Annotated in this window: 11 protein-coding genes; 3 read left to right on the forward strand and 8 right to left on the reverse strand. The window is 68.2% G+C overall.

All coding sequences use genetic code 11. The annotated features are described in order from the left end of the window. Positions 1-19 precede the first annotated feature (19 nt). From MCM47_RS36360 to MCM47_RS42770, 7 genes are all read right to left on the reverse strand, one after another. Entirely contained in the window at positions 20-649 is a 630-nt protein-coding gene (locus MCM47_RS36360) for a hypothetical protein (RefSeq protein ID WP_238951297.1), read from the reverse strand. A 343-nt stretch (positions 650-992) separates the two neighbouring features. Next, the gene (locus tag MCM47_RS36365) at positions 993-1391 is read right to left on the reverse strand and encodes a hypothetical protein (protein WP_238951298.1); all 399 of its coding nucleotides are present in this window, start codon (positions 1389-1391) and stop codon (positions 993-995) included. A 635-nt stretch (positions 1392-2026) separates the two neighbouring features. Next, the gene (locus MCM47_RS36370) at positions 2027-2215 is read right to left on the reverse strand and encodes a hypothetical protein (protein WP_238951299.1); all 189 of its coding nucleotides are present in this window, start codon (positions 2213-2215) and stop codon (positions 2027-2029) included. Between the two features lie 305 nt (positions 2216-2520). Further along, positions 2521-3042 carry a hypothetical protein gene (locus tag MCM47_RS36375; RefSeq protein ID WP_238951300.1) on the reverse strand — a complete coding sequence of 174 codons (522 nt, stop codon included), beginning with the start codon at positions 3040-3042 and terminating at the stop codon, positions 2521-2523. A gap of 205 nt (positions 3043-3247) precedes the next feature. Beyond that, positions 3248-3550 carry a hypothetical protein gene (locus MCM47_RS36380; protein WP_238951301.1) on the reverse strand — a complete coding sequence of 101 codons (303 nt, stop codon included), beginning with the start codon at positions 3548-3550 and terminating at the stop codon, positions 3248-3250. A gap of 916 nt (positions 3551-4466) precedes the next feature. Further along, positions 4467-4970 carry a hypothetical protein gene (locus MCM47_RS36385; protein ID WP_238951302.1) on the reverse strand — a complete coding sequence of 168 codons (504 nt, stop codon included), beginning with the start codon at positions 4968-4970 and terminating at the stop codon, positions 4467-4469. A gap of 9 nt (positions 4971-4979) precedes the next feature. Then, the gene (locus MCM47_RS42770) at positions 4980-12065 is read right to left on the reverse strand and encodes an RHS repeat domain-containing protein (protein WP_305068068.1); all 7086 of its coding nucleotides are present in this window, start codon (positions 12063-12065) and stop codon (positions 4980-4982) included. A 461-nt stretch (positions 12066-12526) separates the two neighbouring features. On the opposite strand from MCM47_RS42770, the gene MCM47_RS43580 reads away from it, so the two are divergent. Both MCM47_RS43580 and MCM47_RS36405 read left to right on the forward strand, forming a co-directional pair. Further along, complete coding sequence (locus MCM47_RS43580) at positions 12527-16918, forward strand: LamG-like jellyroll fold domain-containing protein (protein ID WP_238951303.1); 4392 nt, start codon at positions 12527-12529, stop codon at positions 16916-16918. 364 nt (positions 16919-17282) lie between these two features. Next, positions 17283-18092 carry a class E sortase gene (locus MCM47_RS36405; RefSeq protein WP_238865405.1) on the forward strand — a complete coding sequence of 270 codons (810 nt, stop codon included), beginning with the start codon at positions 17283-17285 and terminating at the stop codon, positions 18090-18092. A gap of 40 nt (positions 18093-18132) precedes the next feature. Here the strand turns inward: MCM47_RS36405 and MCM47_RS36410 are convergent, their stop codons facing one another. Beyond that, positions 18133-18528, reverse strand: coding sequence for a nuclear transport factor 2 family protein (locus tag MCM47_RS36410; RefSeq protein ID WP_238865407.1), 396 nt, complete (start codon positions 18526-18528; stop codon positions 18133-18135). 94 nt (positions 18529-18622) lie between these two features. Between MCM47_RS36410 and MCM47_RS36415 the strand changes: the two genes are divergently transcribed. Next, on the forward strand, positions 18623-19146 hold a 524-nt coding region (locus MCM47_RS36415; RefSeq protein WP_238951304.1), incomplete at its 3' end, for a TetR/AcrR family transcriptional regulator.

The raw sequence follows: 19146 nt of genomic DNA on the forward strand, positions 1-19146 counted from the left end.
CGCCTCATTCCACGACTGTTCATGCGTGTGTGGGCCACGCGCTCGGAGGCACCATCTCGGCCGTACCATCAAAGTTCTTGATCGGCGCGCCCTCGATAAAGACCACCGGAATGCCGTCAGACAGCTTCCGGATCGCAGCGGAAAGCTCCATCGATGTCGTTCCCTCCTTCGTCGTCGTTATCTTGATTCCAGACGCATCCGATGCCAGGCCGGCAGAATAGACAGGGAGCGGCAGGCTCTGGGCCAGAGCGGCGTTCCCAATCCGTTCGATCGCGGGGTCCACAGTCGCTCGCGCGTACGCGGAATGCCTGATGACGGTCCAACCGGTCTCGATCCCGGGGTGCGCAGCAGCGGCTGCTCCGATCAGCGCGCGTGCCCGTGCATCATCGGTTGCGAACAGGACCACGTGTCCGCCTTGAGCGTCCATCTGCAACGTTCCGAACGTGTCCTTGAACGGACCGCGTCCCTGCTCGCCGAGGGCCGACTCAAGGTCTGTCAGCGCTGCATGTATCAAGGCGTCGCTACCGGACGGTGACGCCGACGTGGCGGGCGCCGCACCGCCCGGGGCGGTGCTACCACATGCCGAGAGGGCACCGATGACGAGCAGCAGCGCCGCCGGCCGGATCGCCATCGCATGAGTGCGAGTCATTTCTATGAGCTCCCTGTCCGTGGGCTGTAGTTGTCAGATGGGTCAGGAGGGGCCTCATCGCCTCCGGCGGGCCCCCTCCTGACTCTCATCGCGTCGAAGTCCGTCTGCTAGCGGAGGCAGCCCACAGCGCGGCCCCCACGGAAACTCCGACGCTGCCGACGACGGTCTTCAGCGACATCCGCTGATCCCTTCCCGTCCCCGCCCATTCCGTCCCCCAGGGCCCGCGAGTGAGTTTGTCACCCGTCAGAGCAACCACCGTGGACGGCGCCGTCGCAGATGCGGAAGGTTGCACCACCACACAGTCCCGCCGTCCCGACTGGATTTGACGCCTACGAGCCCGCATTCAGGCCTCGAGGTAGATGGCGACAACGGAACGGTGGGCTCGTCCAGCCATAGGACCGCGAGGATCGTAGGGGGCATCCACATGCTTCACCAGAGCAAACTGCCCTTCAAGAAACAGACTTGACGGCACCTGGGAGTAGAACTCCTCACGATGGCCGCCCCGTTCGTCCACAACCGTGAAGTCCATGTCGCCAGGTTCACCCTCGATCGAATCGATGCTCCCCAAGACGACCTTGACGATCCCCGGCTTGTCTTCGTCTCGCTCCAGGGACGAACCTCCTCCAACGGTCCACGGCTCACCGGTGTCCGACGCAGGTTCGAGGCCAGCCGCATCAAGTGTCCTGTGCGCCACGTCTAGTTCGGACGTATGACAGTAGATCAGCCTCATCAGCCTGGCCATTCCCCCACCTCGGTGATCACGCAGCGGCTACGCCGACTGCGCGCTGCTTGCCGTCTGCTCGAAGCGGAGGAGCCTCGGCCCCGCTCCCGCTCGCAGTCATTTCAGCCTCGATGATGACCGGCGCTCCGGATCACCCTCCCGCACGTCATCCACACCTTTGGCAGACACAACGCGGCCCCGCCCACCCCGAGGAACGGGGCCGGGCGGCACAAGGGCAGGGTGAGGCCCCGCTACGGCACTGAACAGCGGCGACCCGCTCCAGGTTGAGCACCACGTGGTCGGCCGCCTGCGCCCCGTTACGGCTGGCGTCGACCCGGTAGCCCCCCGGGCAGGTCCCTCGGAACGGTGACGGCGTAGACGATCCGCGGCACTCCGCCCACCGTCACCGCCCATCCACCGGAATCTAGTCGCGGTTTGGACGGGCACCACCTCGAAGGCTGCCGTGCCGCCGACCGACCCACCGGGTCGGGCAGATCAGGATGGGACGGCCCCGAACGTCATCCAGGCAACGAGACCAACGGCGAGAACACCGAGGGCTCCGCAGGGGGCGCCAGCCCAAACGGCTCGTGGCCTCGCCGTCCCCCACGCGCGCGCTGGTCCGTAGACAGACAGCCACACGGACGATCCCGCGCCGACTACTGACGGACGAACGACTCGTTCATGCCGTCGGTACCGGTGAGCTGCAGCCGTTCCTGGCCTTGGTAAGTGAAGAACTGGAAGTACTTCTCACACTTCAGATCGCCGACGACGGAGGCCAACTGGACGTGCGCACCGTGCCCGGCGTCGTCCATCTTCCCGTGACGCCAGGTCCCGGTGAACGCCACCGCCCTGAGTGACGCCCGTCCGCCGCACGCGGCAGGAGGCAGACTCACCTCTCCGAGCACGCCGCCGTCCAGGAACTGGACCGATCCCGCACTCGACCTCCAGGACCCGATCATCGGCGCGTCGCCCTCCTCCACCACTGCCGCGCACGAGGCGGCCAGCGGTAGGACGGAGAGGCCAAGCACGACCGCCAGGACTCGCACCCCTCCACGTGCCCGCATCCATCCGGCCATCCAAGACCCCCCGATCACTTGACACCCCCGATTCCCAGCCGTCCCCATCCGGGCACCCGTCTGAGCATTCCAGCCTAGGGCTTGCCTGCCAGAATGTACACCGTCATCGAGCCTGGATCCGCATAATCGACTGTAACCTTGTGGCTGGGACTCTTCATGTCACCCTCTTTCGCCGGAGACATTATCCCCTTTACCGGGTGCATGGGGTCAATGAACCATCCAGTCATTTCGAGGTCCCTGGAAGTGAATGCCGCGACACCGGGAGTCATGTCTTCCTCGTCAATCCCCAGGCCAGAGAGGAATATATCGAGATCATCCTTTCCGGTCTTGAAAGACACCCACAGGTCACCGCCACCCTCAACCTGGAGATGGCCGAACGAAGCGTTCGTCGCACTCTTTGGAACGGAAATTCCATAACGCTTCTGAAGATCAGGATTAGGGGTCCCGCTGATGGAAGGCTCAGACTTCCGAGTGGACACCGAGGAAACGGCAACACCCGCAGCCCCGGAGCCACTATCCTTACTTCCGCACGATACAACTGCCAACATTAAGGCACCCAGCAGAGATGTGAGTGCGACCTTCGCCGTTGACCTCATCCAGGAACTCCTTGCATCATGGAAGAACCGACCACGTCAAAGTCCCTAGCCAGCCCAACCGTGTTGAGGTGATCCATCTCCGGCTGACTCATGTCGATCCACATCTTATGCACATTATCACGGCCCTCGCTGGGCGTCCCCCAGTCGTAGCGCTTGCGGATCTCGAGCTTATACTCAGGCCCTCCTTCTCGCCGGTTCACGCCAGTCACTTGCCATTGGAAGTTATGAGGGCATAGAACCATCCGACACTGGAAGTACCGTCAGTCTCTACCGCTCGAGACTTCTGCCAACCGGAGTCAAACCGATCCTTCCCGGATGCGAAGTCCGTCAAATACTTCTTGACATCCGTTTTGAACTTTGGAACTTCATTCAGCATGCTATCCGGATGCAGTTCGATCGGCGTCCCGCTTGCATCCAGCCAATGCTGCAGAAGCTTGGCTGCGACATCATATGAGTTCTCCCCGCGGACCGCCCCCTGGAGACTCAGGCCGGCGACCACCTGATACACCAATTCTTGATCTTCATGTCATGCGGTCCAGGCGCATGCTTATTGAATAACCTGTCTCCGGTGTCCGAGTAGTCGTCTCCGGTTTCAGAAATCAGCTTCCTCATCTTCATTCGATACTTCAAAACATTCAGCTGAGTCTCGGTAGGAGCGTTGTCCTCCCAGCTCGTTTCGTCCGGACACACAAGGGGGCCTCGGACTTCATTTCCGCCACAATTCTGCTCTTCGGAAGCCTGTATTCTGAGCCTTCTACTCGGACTGCACTGCCGCCCTGATGTCCGGATCATGGAGCCCCGACGGATCGGCTTGGTCGACTGGGGAGTTGGCAGCGACGGCTCCGAGGTAAACCCGGCGGGCAGGGCGGGGTCGCTGCCGGGGCTGGTGTTGCGGCAGGGGCCGGTGGTCGGCCATCCGCCCACGGTAGGCGGGCGGGGCCCGGCTGGGCCGGATGGCGGTCGCCTGCCACCTGGCCAGGGGGTGGGCCTCGTCGCGAGCGATGCGCGCGGTCCCGGGCCGTGTGATCACAGCGGGCGTACCGTGCCCTGGTTTGAGCCATTTCTAGTACCGCCGCGGAGGTTCGTGAAGGGGTGTTGGAGCAGCCGCGTATGCGTCCATGAGGATGCCGCAGGTACACCAGTCGCCTATCCACGGCGTGCCGGCCTCGGCGCCGTAGCGGCCGAGGCCGGCCATGAGGCGGAGTACTTCCGCACGTTCCGGCGCAGCGAAAGTGAGGAGCGTCGCGCGGCACGGGAACTGTTCGGTCTGACATCTGAATGTGGGGCACTCCTGTGCACAGCTAGAGCGTCCCGTTCGAAATGTCGAACGGGACGCTCCGGCACGACACCCTTTCGGGTTACCCGCGGCTCCCCAGCGACCAGCCAGAGAGAAGCAATGGCCTCGGATGGCTACTGAGGATAGGTCACCCGGTCGAGGCCTTGCGAAGCAATTCTTCGTCTCCGCATGTTTGGTCGGGATCCTTGACCAAACACAGGTTTATCCCGTCGCCATCCTTCTTGACGCTCGCCTCTATACTGCAAGCAAGCAGCTCTCTATCCCCACTCGGCATCAGGCTGATGGTCGATCCCTTGGGATCGCTGCTTGAAGCCACGTGCGTCTGATCCCCCATAAGCAGCCACTTCCCGACGGTAAGGGCCTGAGCACACCCATCCCGAAGCGAGACCACCTTGATGATTCGCTCTGAACGGAACGTGCCCCCCGACTCGATGACGAGATGCGCCCCCTTCTGGTTGGTCCATGTCCCGAGAATGTCGTCCTGGGACGCCTCGAAGGACGAGCCGCCAGCCGAGCAGCCGCTCATCAGCAACCCTGCAAGCCCCAGCATGAGAGCGAGCCCGGAAGGCCTCGCAGCCACGGACCTCCGTTCAGGGTTAGACGCTACGCACATCTTGAACTCCCCACTCACGGACCTACCTTACCGTATATATGCCAGCGAGTTCACGCATCGATCGATCGGCCAATACTCGTCCCAGGCCAGGAGCTCATCGACAGACTGGCCCGGCAGTGGCGCCACGATCCAGTCCTGCCAGGACTCCGGAATCTTATGGGTGGCAGAATTCCAACCCGAGGTGTTATCAATCTCGAAGTGAAGCTTCGCGAGATTGGCCCTGGCATCAATCTCCTTCACCCATGCGAATCCGCTATAACTACCCAGGAAGGCAGCCGAAGGATTGCTGGTCCCCAGCCTCCCGTTGGTGATAATGCCCAGCAGGTCGTTCAGCTCTCCCCGGGGGCTGTTGAGCAATGTGCCCGGCTCCGGACCCGCGTCCTTGTAGCGAACCTTGATCGGATCCATGGCATCCGGTGCCCCTGTCTGGACACGCGCCATGAGCGTGGCCCGGTCCTGACCTATCACATCGTGCTTGGCGAGGTCAGTGACCAACTGCGAGTTCCCACCAAAGGTCTGAGTACGGCCCAAACCGTTCAGAAACCAGCCGCCTGTCAGCTCCAGTGCACTCATGTTGTTGTTGGCCGGACCGGACCCCTTGTCGATGCCCCACTTGTCCGCCCCCGGCGTCCTTACCCCCTTCGCTCCCGGCAGCGGAGGCACCCCACCCTTGCCACTGGTGTTGTGGCACTCGGGGCAGTACGTACTAAATGGGGACTGGGCTCGCAGGAAGCGCTGGAATGCGACCTGCCGCAGCGGCGCTTCTGCCTGGACCTGGGCGACTATCTTGTCGTGGTTCGGGCCGTCGCCCTCGATCTTGGTCCCGTTGTTCGAGCACCGGTACATCCCACTTGCGCACTCTTCCAGGGCAAGGCCGCTAGGGTCGGCCTTGTTGACCGGGTTGCTGTTGCTGTATCCGTAGGCGTTCCACTGCTGCGGATCCTCGGGAGTCATGATCGGATCCGGGCTGAGGAAGCGGCCGGTGGTGGGCTGGTACTGGCGGGCGCCGAGGTTGGTGAAGCCGGTGGCGTCGTCCTTGAGGCCGTTCACGAAGCCCTTGTCGCCGGACCACGGGGTGGTGAGGGAGCCGGGGCCGCGGGAGACGCCGAAGGGGTCGGTGGTGCGGCGCGACTCGGTGAGGGAATCGCGGTCGATGGAGAGGGAGTTGGTGCCGTGGTGGTCGGAGAACTGGTAGCTGAGCTTGTCCGGCCCTTGACGGACGAGGGTGATGCCGCCGGGGATGGTGTAGTAGCGGGTGCCGGTGCTGGTCTTGCTGTTGGTGTCGTAGGTGAGTTCGTCGCCGCCGCCGAGGTTGACGGTGACCTTGCCGGGGTTGCGGCGGATCAGCTGGTTGCCGTCGGCGTCGTAGACGTAGCTGGTGGTGGCGCCGCCCTGGCTGAGTGAGGCGAGCCTGCCCTCGACGTCCCAGGTCAGGGTCGCGCCGTTGGCCGCGTCGACGGCGTTCCAGGTGGGAGTGCTCCACTTGGACTGCCAGCCCGGCGCGTAGACGATGAACTTACCGTCGTCCTGCAGCACCGCGAAGTAGCCGCTGCCCGTTCCCACGTAGGTCTTTGATGACCAGAGAGCGACGCGCTGGGGGTCGTAGACGACGAAGTTGCCGTCGTCCTGCATGGTCGCCCACGCGCCCGGGTGGTCCTGGGTGTTGGTCGCCCACACGGCCTGGCCGGAGCGCAGGGAGGTGAGGACGAGGTTGCCATCGCTCTGCATGGTGAGCTGGGCGCCGTTGGAGCGCACCGACTCACCGGACTTGAGGACGAAGCCGGCCTTGAGTTCCTTGTTGCCACCGGGGTTGGTGATCTTGGTGGTGTTGCCGGCGGCGTCGTACTGGTCACTGCCCTGGATGCCCGGGCTCCAGCCGAAGGTGTTCTTGGCCTTGATCAGTGCGTGCGGTCCGCCGGTGCCGCCGCCCGTTCCGGCCGCGGTGGTGGGGGTGTTGCGGGTGCCGGGGGCGGGGAAGGTCTGCTCGGTCTTGAGGTCCTTCGCCACGTCGCCGGCCGGGTCGTGGTTGATCAGCTTGGTGCGGTTGCCGGTCAGGTCATATGTGTAGTCCTGCCAGTAGGCGGCGCTGCCGCCGACCGTGGTCTTCGCCGGGGCGACCGCCCCGCTGGTGGGGGTGGTGTTGGCGCAGGCGCCTTGTCCGGCGAGGGAGGGGGTGGGCTGGTCGAGTTGGCCGGTGTCGCTCCATGCGGTGGTGAGGCGGCCGAGGTAGTCGTAGGTGAAGCACTGCAGGTCGGTCGCCGCGGGGGTGTTGTTCGGGATGGTGCGGATCGCGGTGATCTGGCCGGCCTGGTTGTAGGCGTAGGTGGTGTTCTGGACGGTGCCGTTGGTGGCGGTCTGCTTGTCGATGTACTGGGTCAGCAGCCGCCCGGTGGACTCGTCGTAGGTGTTGGTGGCGACGATCTGCCAGCCGAACGGGTTCACCGTCGAGCGGATGTTGCGCCCGTAGGCGTCCCAGTCCGACTGACGCAGGTAGACGTCACCCGCTCCGCCGATGTCGTGCAGCAGCCCGTAGGCCTCGTACTTGTAGTTGATGGACTCGTCGGCGAGGTTGCCGGCGGCGGCCCGGTACTCGTTGGTCACCGCGCCGGTGATCGGGTCGTAGACGGCCTCGTACTCGAAGGTCGACTGCCCGCTCTGGCCGATCTCGCTGCCGGGGATGGACACGGTGGTCTTGGTCGGCCGGTAGGCGTCGTCCATCGCGGTGACGGCCTTGGTGTAGGTAGCGCCGGTGGCGCCGCCGACGTAGCGGGTCGAACTCGCCGCCTGGCCCTTGGCGACGGTGTCGTAGGTGTAGCCGGTCAGCTGATTGGCCGGGGCGACGGTGCCGTTGTAGGTGGCGGTCTTGCGGCCGAGGAGGTCGTAGGTGATCGCCACGGTCTGGTTACGGGCGTCCGTGGTGGTCGCCAGCCGCCCGGCACCGTCGTAGGTGCGGATGGAGACGCCGGTGTCGGGGTCGTCGGCGCGGACCTGGCGGCCGCGCTGGTCGTAGCCGTAGCTCCACGTGTTGCCGGCGGCATCCGTGCGCGTGGCGGCCTGGCCGCCCGCCGTGTAGGTGTAGGTGGTGACGTCCGCGTCGGTCTGCCGGCCGGTCGCGCCCGGGGTCCGGTACTGCCACACCTGCGCGGTCCGGCCGCGGGCGTCGGTGACGGTGCTGGTCGCGGTCGCCCCGGCCGGCGGGGTCACGTCGACCCGGTCGGCGCCCGGGTAGGCGGTGGTCGTGGTGTTCTGCAGCACGCCGAGGGCGATGAACTGCGAGCTCACGGGACGGCCCATGCCGTCGAACTCGGTGTAGGTCTGGCCCGGGACCTGCGCCGGGGTCGCGTTGAACCGCACCGTGTTCGGCCCGGAGGTGTCGTCGTAGTAGGTGCCGTAGGTGCGGTTGGTGCGGCCCTGGGAGTCGTAGAAGGTGTCGGTGACCAGGCGGCCGTGGTAGGCGGAGATCGCCGGATCGGTCTGGGTCTGCACGACCCGGCCCAGACCGTCCATGATCTGCGAGGACACGGCGTCCTTCCCGCCCGAGCGCAGCGTGCGGCTGGTGATCGCCGAGGGCCTTTCGGTGCCGTCCACGCTGTAGTCGAACGTGTAGTTGGCACTCTCGCTGGTCGCCCGACCCGGCGTCCACACGGCCTTCAGCCGGCCGAGCCCGTCATAGGACTGCGTGACGGTACGGGCGTTCGGGTCGGTCGTGGTGAGCGGCAGCCCACGGGCCGGGTTCAGCGTCACCGTCGTGGCGCGCTTCGCGCCCGCATCCGGCGCACCCGCCGGAGCCGGCGTCCCCGCGACGGTCTGATTCGGCAGCTCACCCGCATTCGCGGCACTGTAACTCGTCGTGACCGTGGCGCCGTTCGGGTTGGCGCTGTCCGTGGACGCCACATCGGTAACACTAACCGTACGACCGTAGGTGTCGAAGGCGGTGGTACCAGTGGTCACCCACTGCGCGGTGGCACCGTCGTACCGGTCGAGAACCTGAGCCCCTGTCGCCTCGCCCTTCGCCCCTGCGTTGCCGAACGCCTGGCCGTCGTACAGGACGCGCGAACCGGCGACGGTGTTGTCCGAAGTCGGTCCTGCAGCACAGGCGTTACTGCCCGAAATCGTCAAGACCTCGGAGACCAGGCCGGTCATCTGCCCGTTGGCACCGGTAGCGTAGGAGTTGCGGGTGCAGACGTCGGGTGTGCCGTCGGCGGTACTGAGCGTGGTCTTGACCCGGTTGTTGCGGTCCTTGTCGGTGGTGGTCACCGTCGAGGTGGTGCGGGTGCCGGTGCTGGTCTTCGCCGTGCTCACGCTGGTCGAGGTGGTCGCCGCGTAGCGGGCCACCAGATCCGGCAGGCCGGTGCGCTTGTGCGTGGCCGTGTCGGCGGGACCGCTGCTGGTGTTGACGGTCCACGACTGCGGCGCGGTGGCGTCCGCGTCGGCGTAGACGTCGGACTCCAGCACCCGGCCGGACAGCCAGTCGGAGTCGGTCTTGGCGCCGCTGGTCGGACCCGCGACCGTCACCGAACGCTTGCTGCCGTCCGCCTTCAGGTCCCCGTCCATGCCCTGGTAGTAGCTGGTCGAGGTCTTGGACTTCTTGCCATCCTGGCCGGAGCCGGTCACCGCGGTGACCTTCGCGAAGCCACGGAACTGGTCCCAGGTCCGGGACTTGTCGTCCACCAGCGCACCGTCATTGCGGTGCCAGGCGGCGTCACCGTACTCGTAGGAGGTGGTCTTCGTCACCGCGCCCGCGATCAGGTTGGAGTTCGGGTCCACCGTCACCGAGGCGACCGGGTAGCGCAGGAACCAGTCGTCCACCATCGCCGCCACGCCCGTGTCGTACCACTTCACGTTGTAGCAGGCCATGGTGTTGCTGTCCGGCGAGGCCGGCATCTTGCCGGTCGTGCGCTGGCAGGAGTCCTTCACGTACTCCACGCCGATTGTGCCACCGGTCTCGGTGGTGATCAGCTCCATACGCGGCCGGTTGTAGCGCGGCCGCGCCGGGACCAGGCCGTCCACCCGGTTGGGCAGCAGCAGGTCCGCGAACGTGACCGCCGGCAACTCCTGCTCGGCCTGCCCGTTGAAGGTGTCCTTACCGAACCGCTTCACCGTCTGCAGCCACGGGATCTGTGTGTTCTCACCCGAGTTGGACGGTGACTTGAACACGTGGGTGAGCTCGTAGCGGTCCACCGGACGGTAGGCGCCGTTCGAACGGATCGAGGTGGTGACGGAGTTCAGCCACTGCGTCGACCAGTAACTCGGACCGTAGTTCGAGCAGGTGCCCTGCTGAGCGCACTGCTTGTCCAGCGGAACGTCCGGCCAGTTCGCCGCGTTGGCCGCCGTGCGCTGCGCGGGCGCGCAGGCCGCCTCGCCGGCCACGCAGCGCTCCCCGATGCCGAAGTCGATCCTGGACGCCGCCTGATAGGCGCCGTTCGCGCCCAACTGGTCGGAGAGCAGCTGGCCGTAGGCGATCGAGGCGAGCGTGCCGCCGCGGGTGTACTCGGTGTTCGTGCCCGAGCCGCGGTTCTGACCGCCGCCGCGCGCGTACCAGTTGGTCTCCGGCGCATAGGCGTAGGCGGTCAGGTTGGAGTGGACGTCCACGACGTAGTCGAGGTTCCAGCGCCACGCCGTCTGGCACCACGACCCCTTGCCCTTGGAAGCGTCGTAGCACGGGTCACCGGCGTTCGGCGCGTACACCGGCACCGTCCACGCCGACTTCGACTCCGGACCGACCGTGGTCGGGGCACCGGCGGCCGAAGGCAGATGGTTCAGACCGAAGTAGTAGACCGTACCCGCGGTGTCGGTCACCTTCAGGTACGAGCCGTTCCAGGTGCCGTTCGTAGCGCCGGTGAGGAACTCGACCTTGGTGCCGTCGTCGTTCTTCAGCCGCCACGTGCACTTCGACTGCTCGTCCCGGGCATTGCCCGACACGCACGACGTGTCGTCCGGCACCAGCTCGCCGGAGTGACCGCCCAGTGACAGGGTCAGGTTCGCCCCGCCCCAGCACTGATCCCCCGAACCCGCGATCCCCGCCTTGTCACACACCTGGTAGGAACGCTCCACGAACCCCGCGTTCAGGTCCCAGCCGTCACCGATCCACGAAGCCTGCGCGTTCGTGGACGACGTCCGTCCGTCCACCGACGCCGAGTCATACCCCAACGCCACCTGCGGCGCCGCGCCGCCCAGCGTCGGCGGCGACTGGATCGGGTAGCTGTAGGTGAACGACCCCGACGAGCTGCCCGCCGTCCACGCCTGACTCGGCGACAACGACGTCGCACTGTAGGTGCCAAGACCGCTCGAAGGGGTTCCCTCAGCGGCCAGCACCATCGGCGCCGAAGCGGAAGCCGAGAACGCGTCCGACGGCGCCAGGCCAGCCGACTTGGCGTCCGCCTGCTGGCCCTTCGTCAACGCCACCTCGACCGCGGGCAGGTCCACATCCGCGACGAGCCTCTTCGCCTGCACGTCGTAGTGCGACGGGACGGGCGTGCGCTCCAGGCAACCCACCACCTCCGGCGTGGTCAGCGAACACGCGGGAAGAGAGACGAGACGCGCCCGCTCCGCGAAACCTCCGCCGAAACCGACACCCGACAGGTCCAGACCCACCCGGACCTTCGCCGCGTCCGCCTGCTCCGTTCGCGCCAGCGACACCAGCGCACCCTGCACGCCTGCCGCTGCCGCCGCCTTCGCATCGGCCACAGTCACCTTCACCGGCGGACCGGCAGGGACGGAATCGGCGGCCGGGGCCGCCCCCTTCGCCCCGCCATCCGGTGCGACCGGCGCCAGCCACACCGGCAGCTCACCGGCCTGCTTCGACGCCCCCGCCGCCGCCTCCCGGACCTCGACGCCGTCCGCACCCTTGCGCAACGAGTTCGCGCCAGCCGCCGGCGCCGCGTCCAGCAGCGCCACGGCCGAACCCGCCGCCACCTTGGGGACGGTCTTCGGCGGCACCCAGTCCGGCGAACCCTTCTTCGCCGCAACCGACTTCGGCTTCTCCGGCGAACCCGCCACCGACGGCGTCTTCGGAAGCGGCGTGTTCGGGGGCGACCACACCTTGTCCTTGTCCTTGCCCGCCAGCGGGGCCGCCAAGGCGGGGGCGACCGGTGAAACAAGGACACCCAACATCGCCAAGGCACTCACAACGGCAACGCGTGATGCCCTACGCCCCGGTGGAGGCGCCCCCCTCCCCCTTGCAAGCCAGACCGAGCGGACGCGACCAGTAGACACCGCTACCCCCCACAGGTAAGCCCGCCCCCGACCAGGGCAGGAACAGATGACTGTCGCGGACAGTAGGGCGTCAACCACCCTGAGGTCGAGCCAATACTCGATCAATACGGACAGTGATACTTCTCACACGCACAGCAAAGCGGTTCGCCCACCCCCAAATCGGACAGTCGAACACTTAATCGAGTTGACTGACGCTTTGGCGATGCGACAGCTTGTTGGTGACCCCTGCCCGTGGTCTTCACATACCGGCCACGACCAGGCCCGATTGCCATCTCGAGGGGGGACCTCTCCACATGCCTGTCGCTCCGTCCGGGGCTCGCTCCGGCGCGCGTCTTCGTCCGCACATCCCGTCACCGCGCGTGTCTGCCGCCGCCATTGGGCTCGTCCTGGCCCTGACCTCCGTGGCGCCCGTCGCGTTCGCCGGCCCGGCATTCGCCGCGGCTGCGCCCGGGACGCTTCCGCCGGACCTGGCGGCGGCCATGGCCGCCGCCGACGCCAAGCACACCAAGGACAAGCCTCCCGCCTCGGCCGCCGACCGGGCGATCGCCCAGGCCAAGGCCACCGGAAAGCCCGTCCCCGTGCCGGAGCTGACGGACGAGTACAGCGAAACGGTGGCCACCCCCCAGGGGCATCTCTCCCGCACCCAGCACCCCGAGCAGCAACGGGTCAGGCTGCAGGACGGCACCTGGACCGCCCTCGACGCCAAGCTCGTCGCCGACCCCACCGGCGGCTACCGCCCCAAGGCGGCCGCCTCCGGCGTCCGCCTGTCCGGCGGCGGCAGCGGCCCCCTCGGCACGCTGACCAGCCCCGGCGGCGAGACCCTCGCGATCGACTCGCCGTTCCCGCTCACCAAGCCGACCCTCGACGAGGACGGCGACGGCCTGGTCTACCCCGAGGTCGCCCCCGGCATCGACCTGAAGGTCACCGCCGACAAGTTCGGCGGCCTCAGCACCGTCCTGATCGTCAAGACCACGGAAGCCGCCAACAACCCCCAGCTCAAGACGGTCCGCTTCGGCACCAGCGGCCAGGGCGTCACCGTCCAGGCCGACGCCACCGGCAACCTCACCGCCACCGGCAAGGACGGCACCGTCCGCTGGCACGCCCCCGTCCCGCGCATGTGGGACAGCTCCGGCAGCACCGCCACGCCGACAGCCGCCGCGGCCCCCGTCGGCAAGTCGGTCGCGGCCGCGCAGGCCGCATCGACCGATGCCGGAGGCCAGCCGCAGACCGGCGTGCCCGCCAAATCCGACAAGGCCAGCAGCGCGGACGGGCCCGGCATCGGTGCGCGGGTCGCCGCCATGCCGACCAGGGCCACCGGCAACGCCATCGAGCTGACCACCGACGGCTCGGTGCTCGGCAAGGGCCAGGGACCGTGGTTCATCGACCCGGGCTGGATCTACGACTCCCGCAGCGGCAACGCCTGGACCTGGACCCAGCAGGCCTACCCGACCACGCCCCGCTACGGGCAGACCACGGCCACCAACGGCCAGTACGCCCGTCCCGGCGTCGGCTACCAGGGTTTCCAGACCGACAAGGGCATCGAGCGCTCCTACTTCCAGATCGACACCCGCGGCTTCTCCGGCGCCGTCATCAACAAGGCCACCATGTCGGTCTGGGAGTACGAGTCCTCGGACTTCTCCTGCACCACCACCTACCCGGTCGACCTCTACCTCACCGGGCCGATCGACGACCGGACCACCTGGAACAACTCGCCCGTCACGGTGGGCAACCGGCTCGGCCGCGCCGAGGTCGCCGGCTCCGGCGGCCCCGACTGCCACGACAACGTCGAGTTCAAGTACGACGTCACGTCGATCTACCAGGAGCGGGCCGCAACCCACGACAACCTGACCTTCGGCCTGTTCGCCCCCGACGAGTCCAACCGCATGGCCTTCAAGCGGCTCGACTACCGCCCGGTGGTCGTCGTCGAGTACGACCGCGCCCCGGAGGCTCCGACCAACACCTACGTGTGGCCGCCGCCGACCACCGCATCGCCCTGGGCCGAGAACCAGGGCTGCGACGGCTCCTCGGTCGGCTGGCTCGGTGCGGGCAGCGACCTCCACAGCGCGGTGTCCCTCAACGCCACCGTGCACAGCCCCGTGCAGAACTCCCTGTACTCGTGGTCGAAGATCTGGGACTACAGCCTGCCGGGTGCGCCCGTCGTCGACTCGGGGCAGTCCGGTCTGGTGGGCAACGGCGGCAACGCCGCCTTCCAGGTGCGCTCCGACGTGATCAAGGACGGCCACGTCTACGGCTGGGGTGCCGTGGCCACGGACGGCTACACGTCCTCCGGGTACGCGCCGGCGTGCCGGTTCGGGGTGGACCTCACCCCGCCGAGCCTCTCGGTCCCGGACGTCTACACGACGCTTCCGGAGGCCGAACTCGCCGACCGCTTCCCGCCTTCGGGCAACGGGCAGGTCACTAAGAAGAAGGTCTGGGAGTGGGGCACCGTTCCGTTCACCGCGGTCGACACCGCGCCGAGCGGCGGCACTCCCTCCGGTGTGATGTGTGCGCGCTGGTCCTGGGACCCCCAGCTCTCGGGCGCCCAGTGGCAGTGCGGCTCGTCCCTTCCGCAGGGGGGTGTGAGCGTCCTGCCGGGCCGGTGGGGCACCAACATCGTCTACCTGCAGGTGATGGACAACGCCCGCAACGTCTCGCCGGTCGCGCAGTACGCGTTCTACGTGCCGTGGAACCCGGACGGCCCGCCGCCGGTGTTCGGCGACGTCACGGGTGACGGCGCGCCGGACATCGTGACGCCCGACCAGGCGGGTGATCTGCGCGCCTATGCCGTGGCCGGTAACCCGCTCGCGAAGAGCCCGGCCGTCTCGCTGGTGGCCAAGCGCGAGGACTCGCCGACCGGCCAGGGTTGGGGCAACATCCAGTTCGCCCACCGCGGCACGCTGACCGGCGGCAACAACATCGACGACATCGTCGCCCACGCCCCGGGAAGCAAGGACCTCTGGATCTACGGCAACCCGGGCAACACCGGGTACTACGGCCGTGTCGACTCCAAGACTCTCCTGCAGAAGCCGAAGTGCGTTCCGACGGCCACTGAGGACTGCTCCTGGCGGGCCGCAGCCGGTTACAACGCCGCCGACTGGTCCACCACCCTGCGTGTGGCCGCCCTCGGTGACCCGGTCAGCACGGACCTCGACTATCGGCTGAAGTTCAAGAACCAGAGCGGTCTGCTCACTGTCGAGAGCACCGACGGCGGCGCTGATGCCGCCCTCTGGTACTACCCGACTGTCTCGAACAACACCCTGGGCAAGCCCGTCCGCCTGGCCGCCGCCGGCTGGAAGGACAAGGAGCTCATCTCCCCCGGTGACTGGGCCAAGCAGGGCCACCCCGGCCTGTGGACCCGCAACCTGGAAGCGGCCGCGGACGGCGGCAAGGGGGCGCTGCTTGCCCGTACCTTCACCACCGGCACCGTGACGGCCACCGACAACAGTGGAAGGCCCGTCAAGGACGCTGGTGGAAACGTCGTCACCGTCCCCACCCTGACCGGGATCTCCGGTGCTTCCGTCATCGGCTCCGTCTCCCCCGACACCTGGCCGGTCCTCGGCTCCGACGGGGACGTCACCGGCAAGGGCTCCCCCGGCCTGTGGGGCAAGCGCGGCAACGGCCAGATCGACATCTGGTGGGGCGAGGCCACCGACCCCGGCACCGCCAACGCCTCCTTCACCTGGCAGGCCGGGCCCACACCGGCCGCCGACACCGCCGTGAACCCGCTCTGGTACGCCCTGGACGGCACCACCGCCGTCGACAGCAACGCCTCCAACGCGCTCTACCCGAACACCTTCACCCGCACCACCGACCACAACGGCGCAGCCGGCAAGGCCACCGCCCTGGACGGCAACACCCTCTACCGCACCACCAACCAGCCCGGCATCGACGCCAGTCAGAGCTTCACCGTCGCCGCCTGGGTCAAGCTGGGCAACACCGGCGGCTACCAGACCGTCCTCTCCCAGGCCGGCAACGAGCGCAGCCCGTTCTACCTGCAGTACTCCCCGGCGTACGGCAAGTGGGTGTTCAACCTGGCCTCCTCCGACCAGCTGCGCCCGGCCGCCTACTACACGGCCGTGGACAGCGAGCAGCCGCAGGTCGGCGCCTGGACCCACCTGGTGGGCACCTACAACGCGGGCACCGAGAGCGCGACGCTGTACGTCAACGGGCGGGCGGCCGGCTCGGCGAAGGTTCCCTCCAGTTGGAAGGCGACCGGCAGCCTGAACATCGGCGGCGAGACCACCAGCCGCTACCCCGGGCCCGACGCCCGATTGAACGGTGCGGTCGGCGACGTGCGGGTCTACCCGTACGCGTTCACCGACCAGCAGGCCAACACCCTGGCCACGGCCGGGTCCAGCGTCCAGATCCGCAGCGTGTTCAACTCCAACAAGTGCCTCGACAACTTCGGCGGCACCGTCGGCACGCCGGTGGCGCTGTTCAACTGCTGGAACGGCGAGGCGCAGCACTTCACCCTGACCACCGACAACAAGATCAAGATCGCGGGTGCGGACCGCTGTGTCGCCACCAGCGACAAGCCGGCGGGCAACGGCACCAAGGTGTCCTTCCAGGCCTGTGCCAATGACGACGCCCAGACCTGGGTGCGCCGTTACGACGGGACGCTCTACAACCCGGTCTCCGACAAGTGCCTGGAGCTGCCCGGGTGGGCGGATGCCAACGGGACCGCGCTCGGGGTGTGGTCGTGCACCGGTAATGCGAACCAGCGGTGGCTGGTGCGTGCGCAGGTGAGCTGACCGGCGGCGCACGCCGACACGCCGTGGCCGCCCCAGCAGATCTGCTGGGGCGGCCACGGCGTTGATACGGGGGGCGTGGGGAAGCGCGGTCCGTACGCGGACGGTGGCGGTGGGCGTCCCGTCGGGGGCGCAGCGGGTGATCGCCCCGGCGTGTCGTCGCAGGTCAGGCGCAGCGAGGCGTGGCGGGGAGGAGCGGGTCCCGTGTGCTCGGGCTGCGCGGGGTGGGTGGGGGTGGGGAAGATAACGAGAAGCGAACGTTTGGCCGCTCGGGGCCGTTCGGGTCGCCGTCTGGCGCTGTCGGCGAGGCACCATGGGCGGCTCGCCGTCCCTTTCGTCCGTCGCCTCTTTCGCCTGCAGGAACGCCATGCCAGCCATGCCAGCCCTTCCCACCGCGTTCGTCCTGGCCTCCGTGCTCGCCGGGGCGGGTCTGCTTGCGGGCTGTGCGGACGACGGCGGTAGGGCGGCCGGTCGGCCGGCGGCCGTGTCGGTGCCGGCGGCGGGGTCGTCGGCCCCGGTGAGCCCGTCCGGGTCGGCCCCGGTGAGCCCGTCCGTACCGGCGCCGGCCGGCACTCCGACGGTGCCCGCGGCCGTGTCGCCGTCCGCCCCGGCCGCGCAGCCCTCCCCCGCCGCGCCGTCCGCCCCCGATACCGCGGCTGCGCGGAGCGAGGCCGCGACGCTGGCCATCCCGTCGATCCACCTGGCGGGGCTGTCGGTGGTCCCCTACCAGGGCACCACCGACGACGGGCCCGGTACCCGGATCCAGAACCGCGGGGTGGCCGCCAGCCCCTACGGCGAGCAGGGCGGCGTCGGGCCGGGCGAGGTGGGCAACTACCTGGTCACCGCGCACCGCCTCTCGGCCGGTGGCCCGCTGCGGGATCTGCCCTCCGTGCGCGAGGGCGATGTCGTGCTGGTGACGGTGGGCGGCACCGAGTACGAGTACGTGATCACGGGCACCAGGAGCACGTCGTTCCGCTCCCCCGGGTCGCTGGCCGAGCAGCGGGCCGCCGTTCCGGGCCGGCCGGGTGAGAGCGCCGTCCAGCCGATGATCACCATCTCGACGTGTGCCACCCCGGAGGACAACGCCGCGGGCAACCGCTGGCGTGACGCGAACGGCAACCCGGAGCACCGCATCGACAAGATCGGTGTCCTGCGCGCCACCCGCCCCGCGGCCTGAGCCCCCGGGCGGGGGCCCGGCCGCGGCTGCGGCTGTGGGCTCAGGCGTCGAGGCCGTCGGCGGCGAGGGGGACGTCGCCGGTGGTCTTGCTGTAGCCGAGGGATTCGACGATCAAGCCGTTGCGGACGGTGGTGAGGTTGACGCCGCGCACGGAGTCGGTGGGGCCGTCGCCGAAGCGGTAGCGCCAGCGGACGGTGGCGTGTTCGCCGGCGATGACGATGTTCTCCGGTTCGAAGCGGGTGGTGCGGTCGTCGGCGAGGGCCTGCCAGAACTCCAGGCAGGCGGTGCGGCCTTCGTAGCGGGCGCCGTCGGGGGCGGGCTGGATGGCCTCCATCACGCAGTCGTCGGCGATCAGGTCGGTGAGCAGGGACGCGTCGTGCTCGGTGAAGGCGCGGTTGAAGCGGTCGATGACCTCGGCCGTGGTGCGGTGCGACATGCCGGAACCCCCCAGAAGTAGAACGGTTGGTCTATCTGTCGTGAACCATATAGACCGGTTGATCTACTCGTCAACCGGTGGCAGGCTGTCCGCCATGACCACCACGCGCACACGCCCCACCCCGGGCCCCCGCGAGCGCCTCCTGGAGGCCGCCCAGCAGCTCACCTACAGCCAGGGCGTCGGCGTGGGGGTCGACGCCCTGCTGAAGGCGGCCAACGTGGCGCGGCGCTCGCTCTACGAGCACTTCGGCGGCAAGGACGGGCTGATCGCCGAGGTCCTGCGGCGCAGCGCGGAGGCGGACGAGGCGGCGTACGTGCGGACCATGGCGGCGGCGGGTGAGGATCCCCGGGCGCGGCTGCTGGCCGTGTTCGACGGGATCGGGGAGGTGATGGCGCGGGAGGACTTCCGTGGCTGCCGTTACCTGGCGGCCGATCTCGCGCTCGCCGACCCCGAGCACCCGGGCCACGCGGTGACCCGGGAGTACCGGGCGCGGGTGACCGGGCTGCTGGAGCGCGAGTTGGCCGCGCTCGGGCATCCGCGGCCCGGGGCCGGCGCCGATCAGCTGCTGTTGCTCATCGACGGCGCGCTGGCGGCGGGGGCGACCCGGCCGGGCACGGA

The organism is Kitasatospora sp. A2-31, from assembly GCF_022288725.1.
In the GTDB taxonomy this organism is placed as follows: Bacteria; Actinomycetota; Actinomycetes; order Streptomycetales; family Streptomycetaceae; genus Kitasatospora.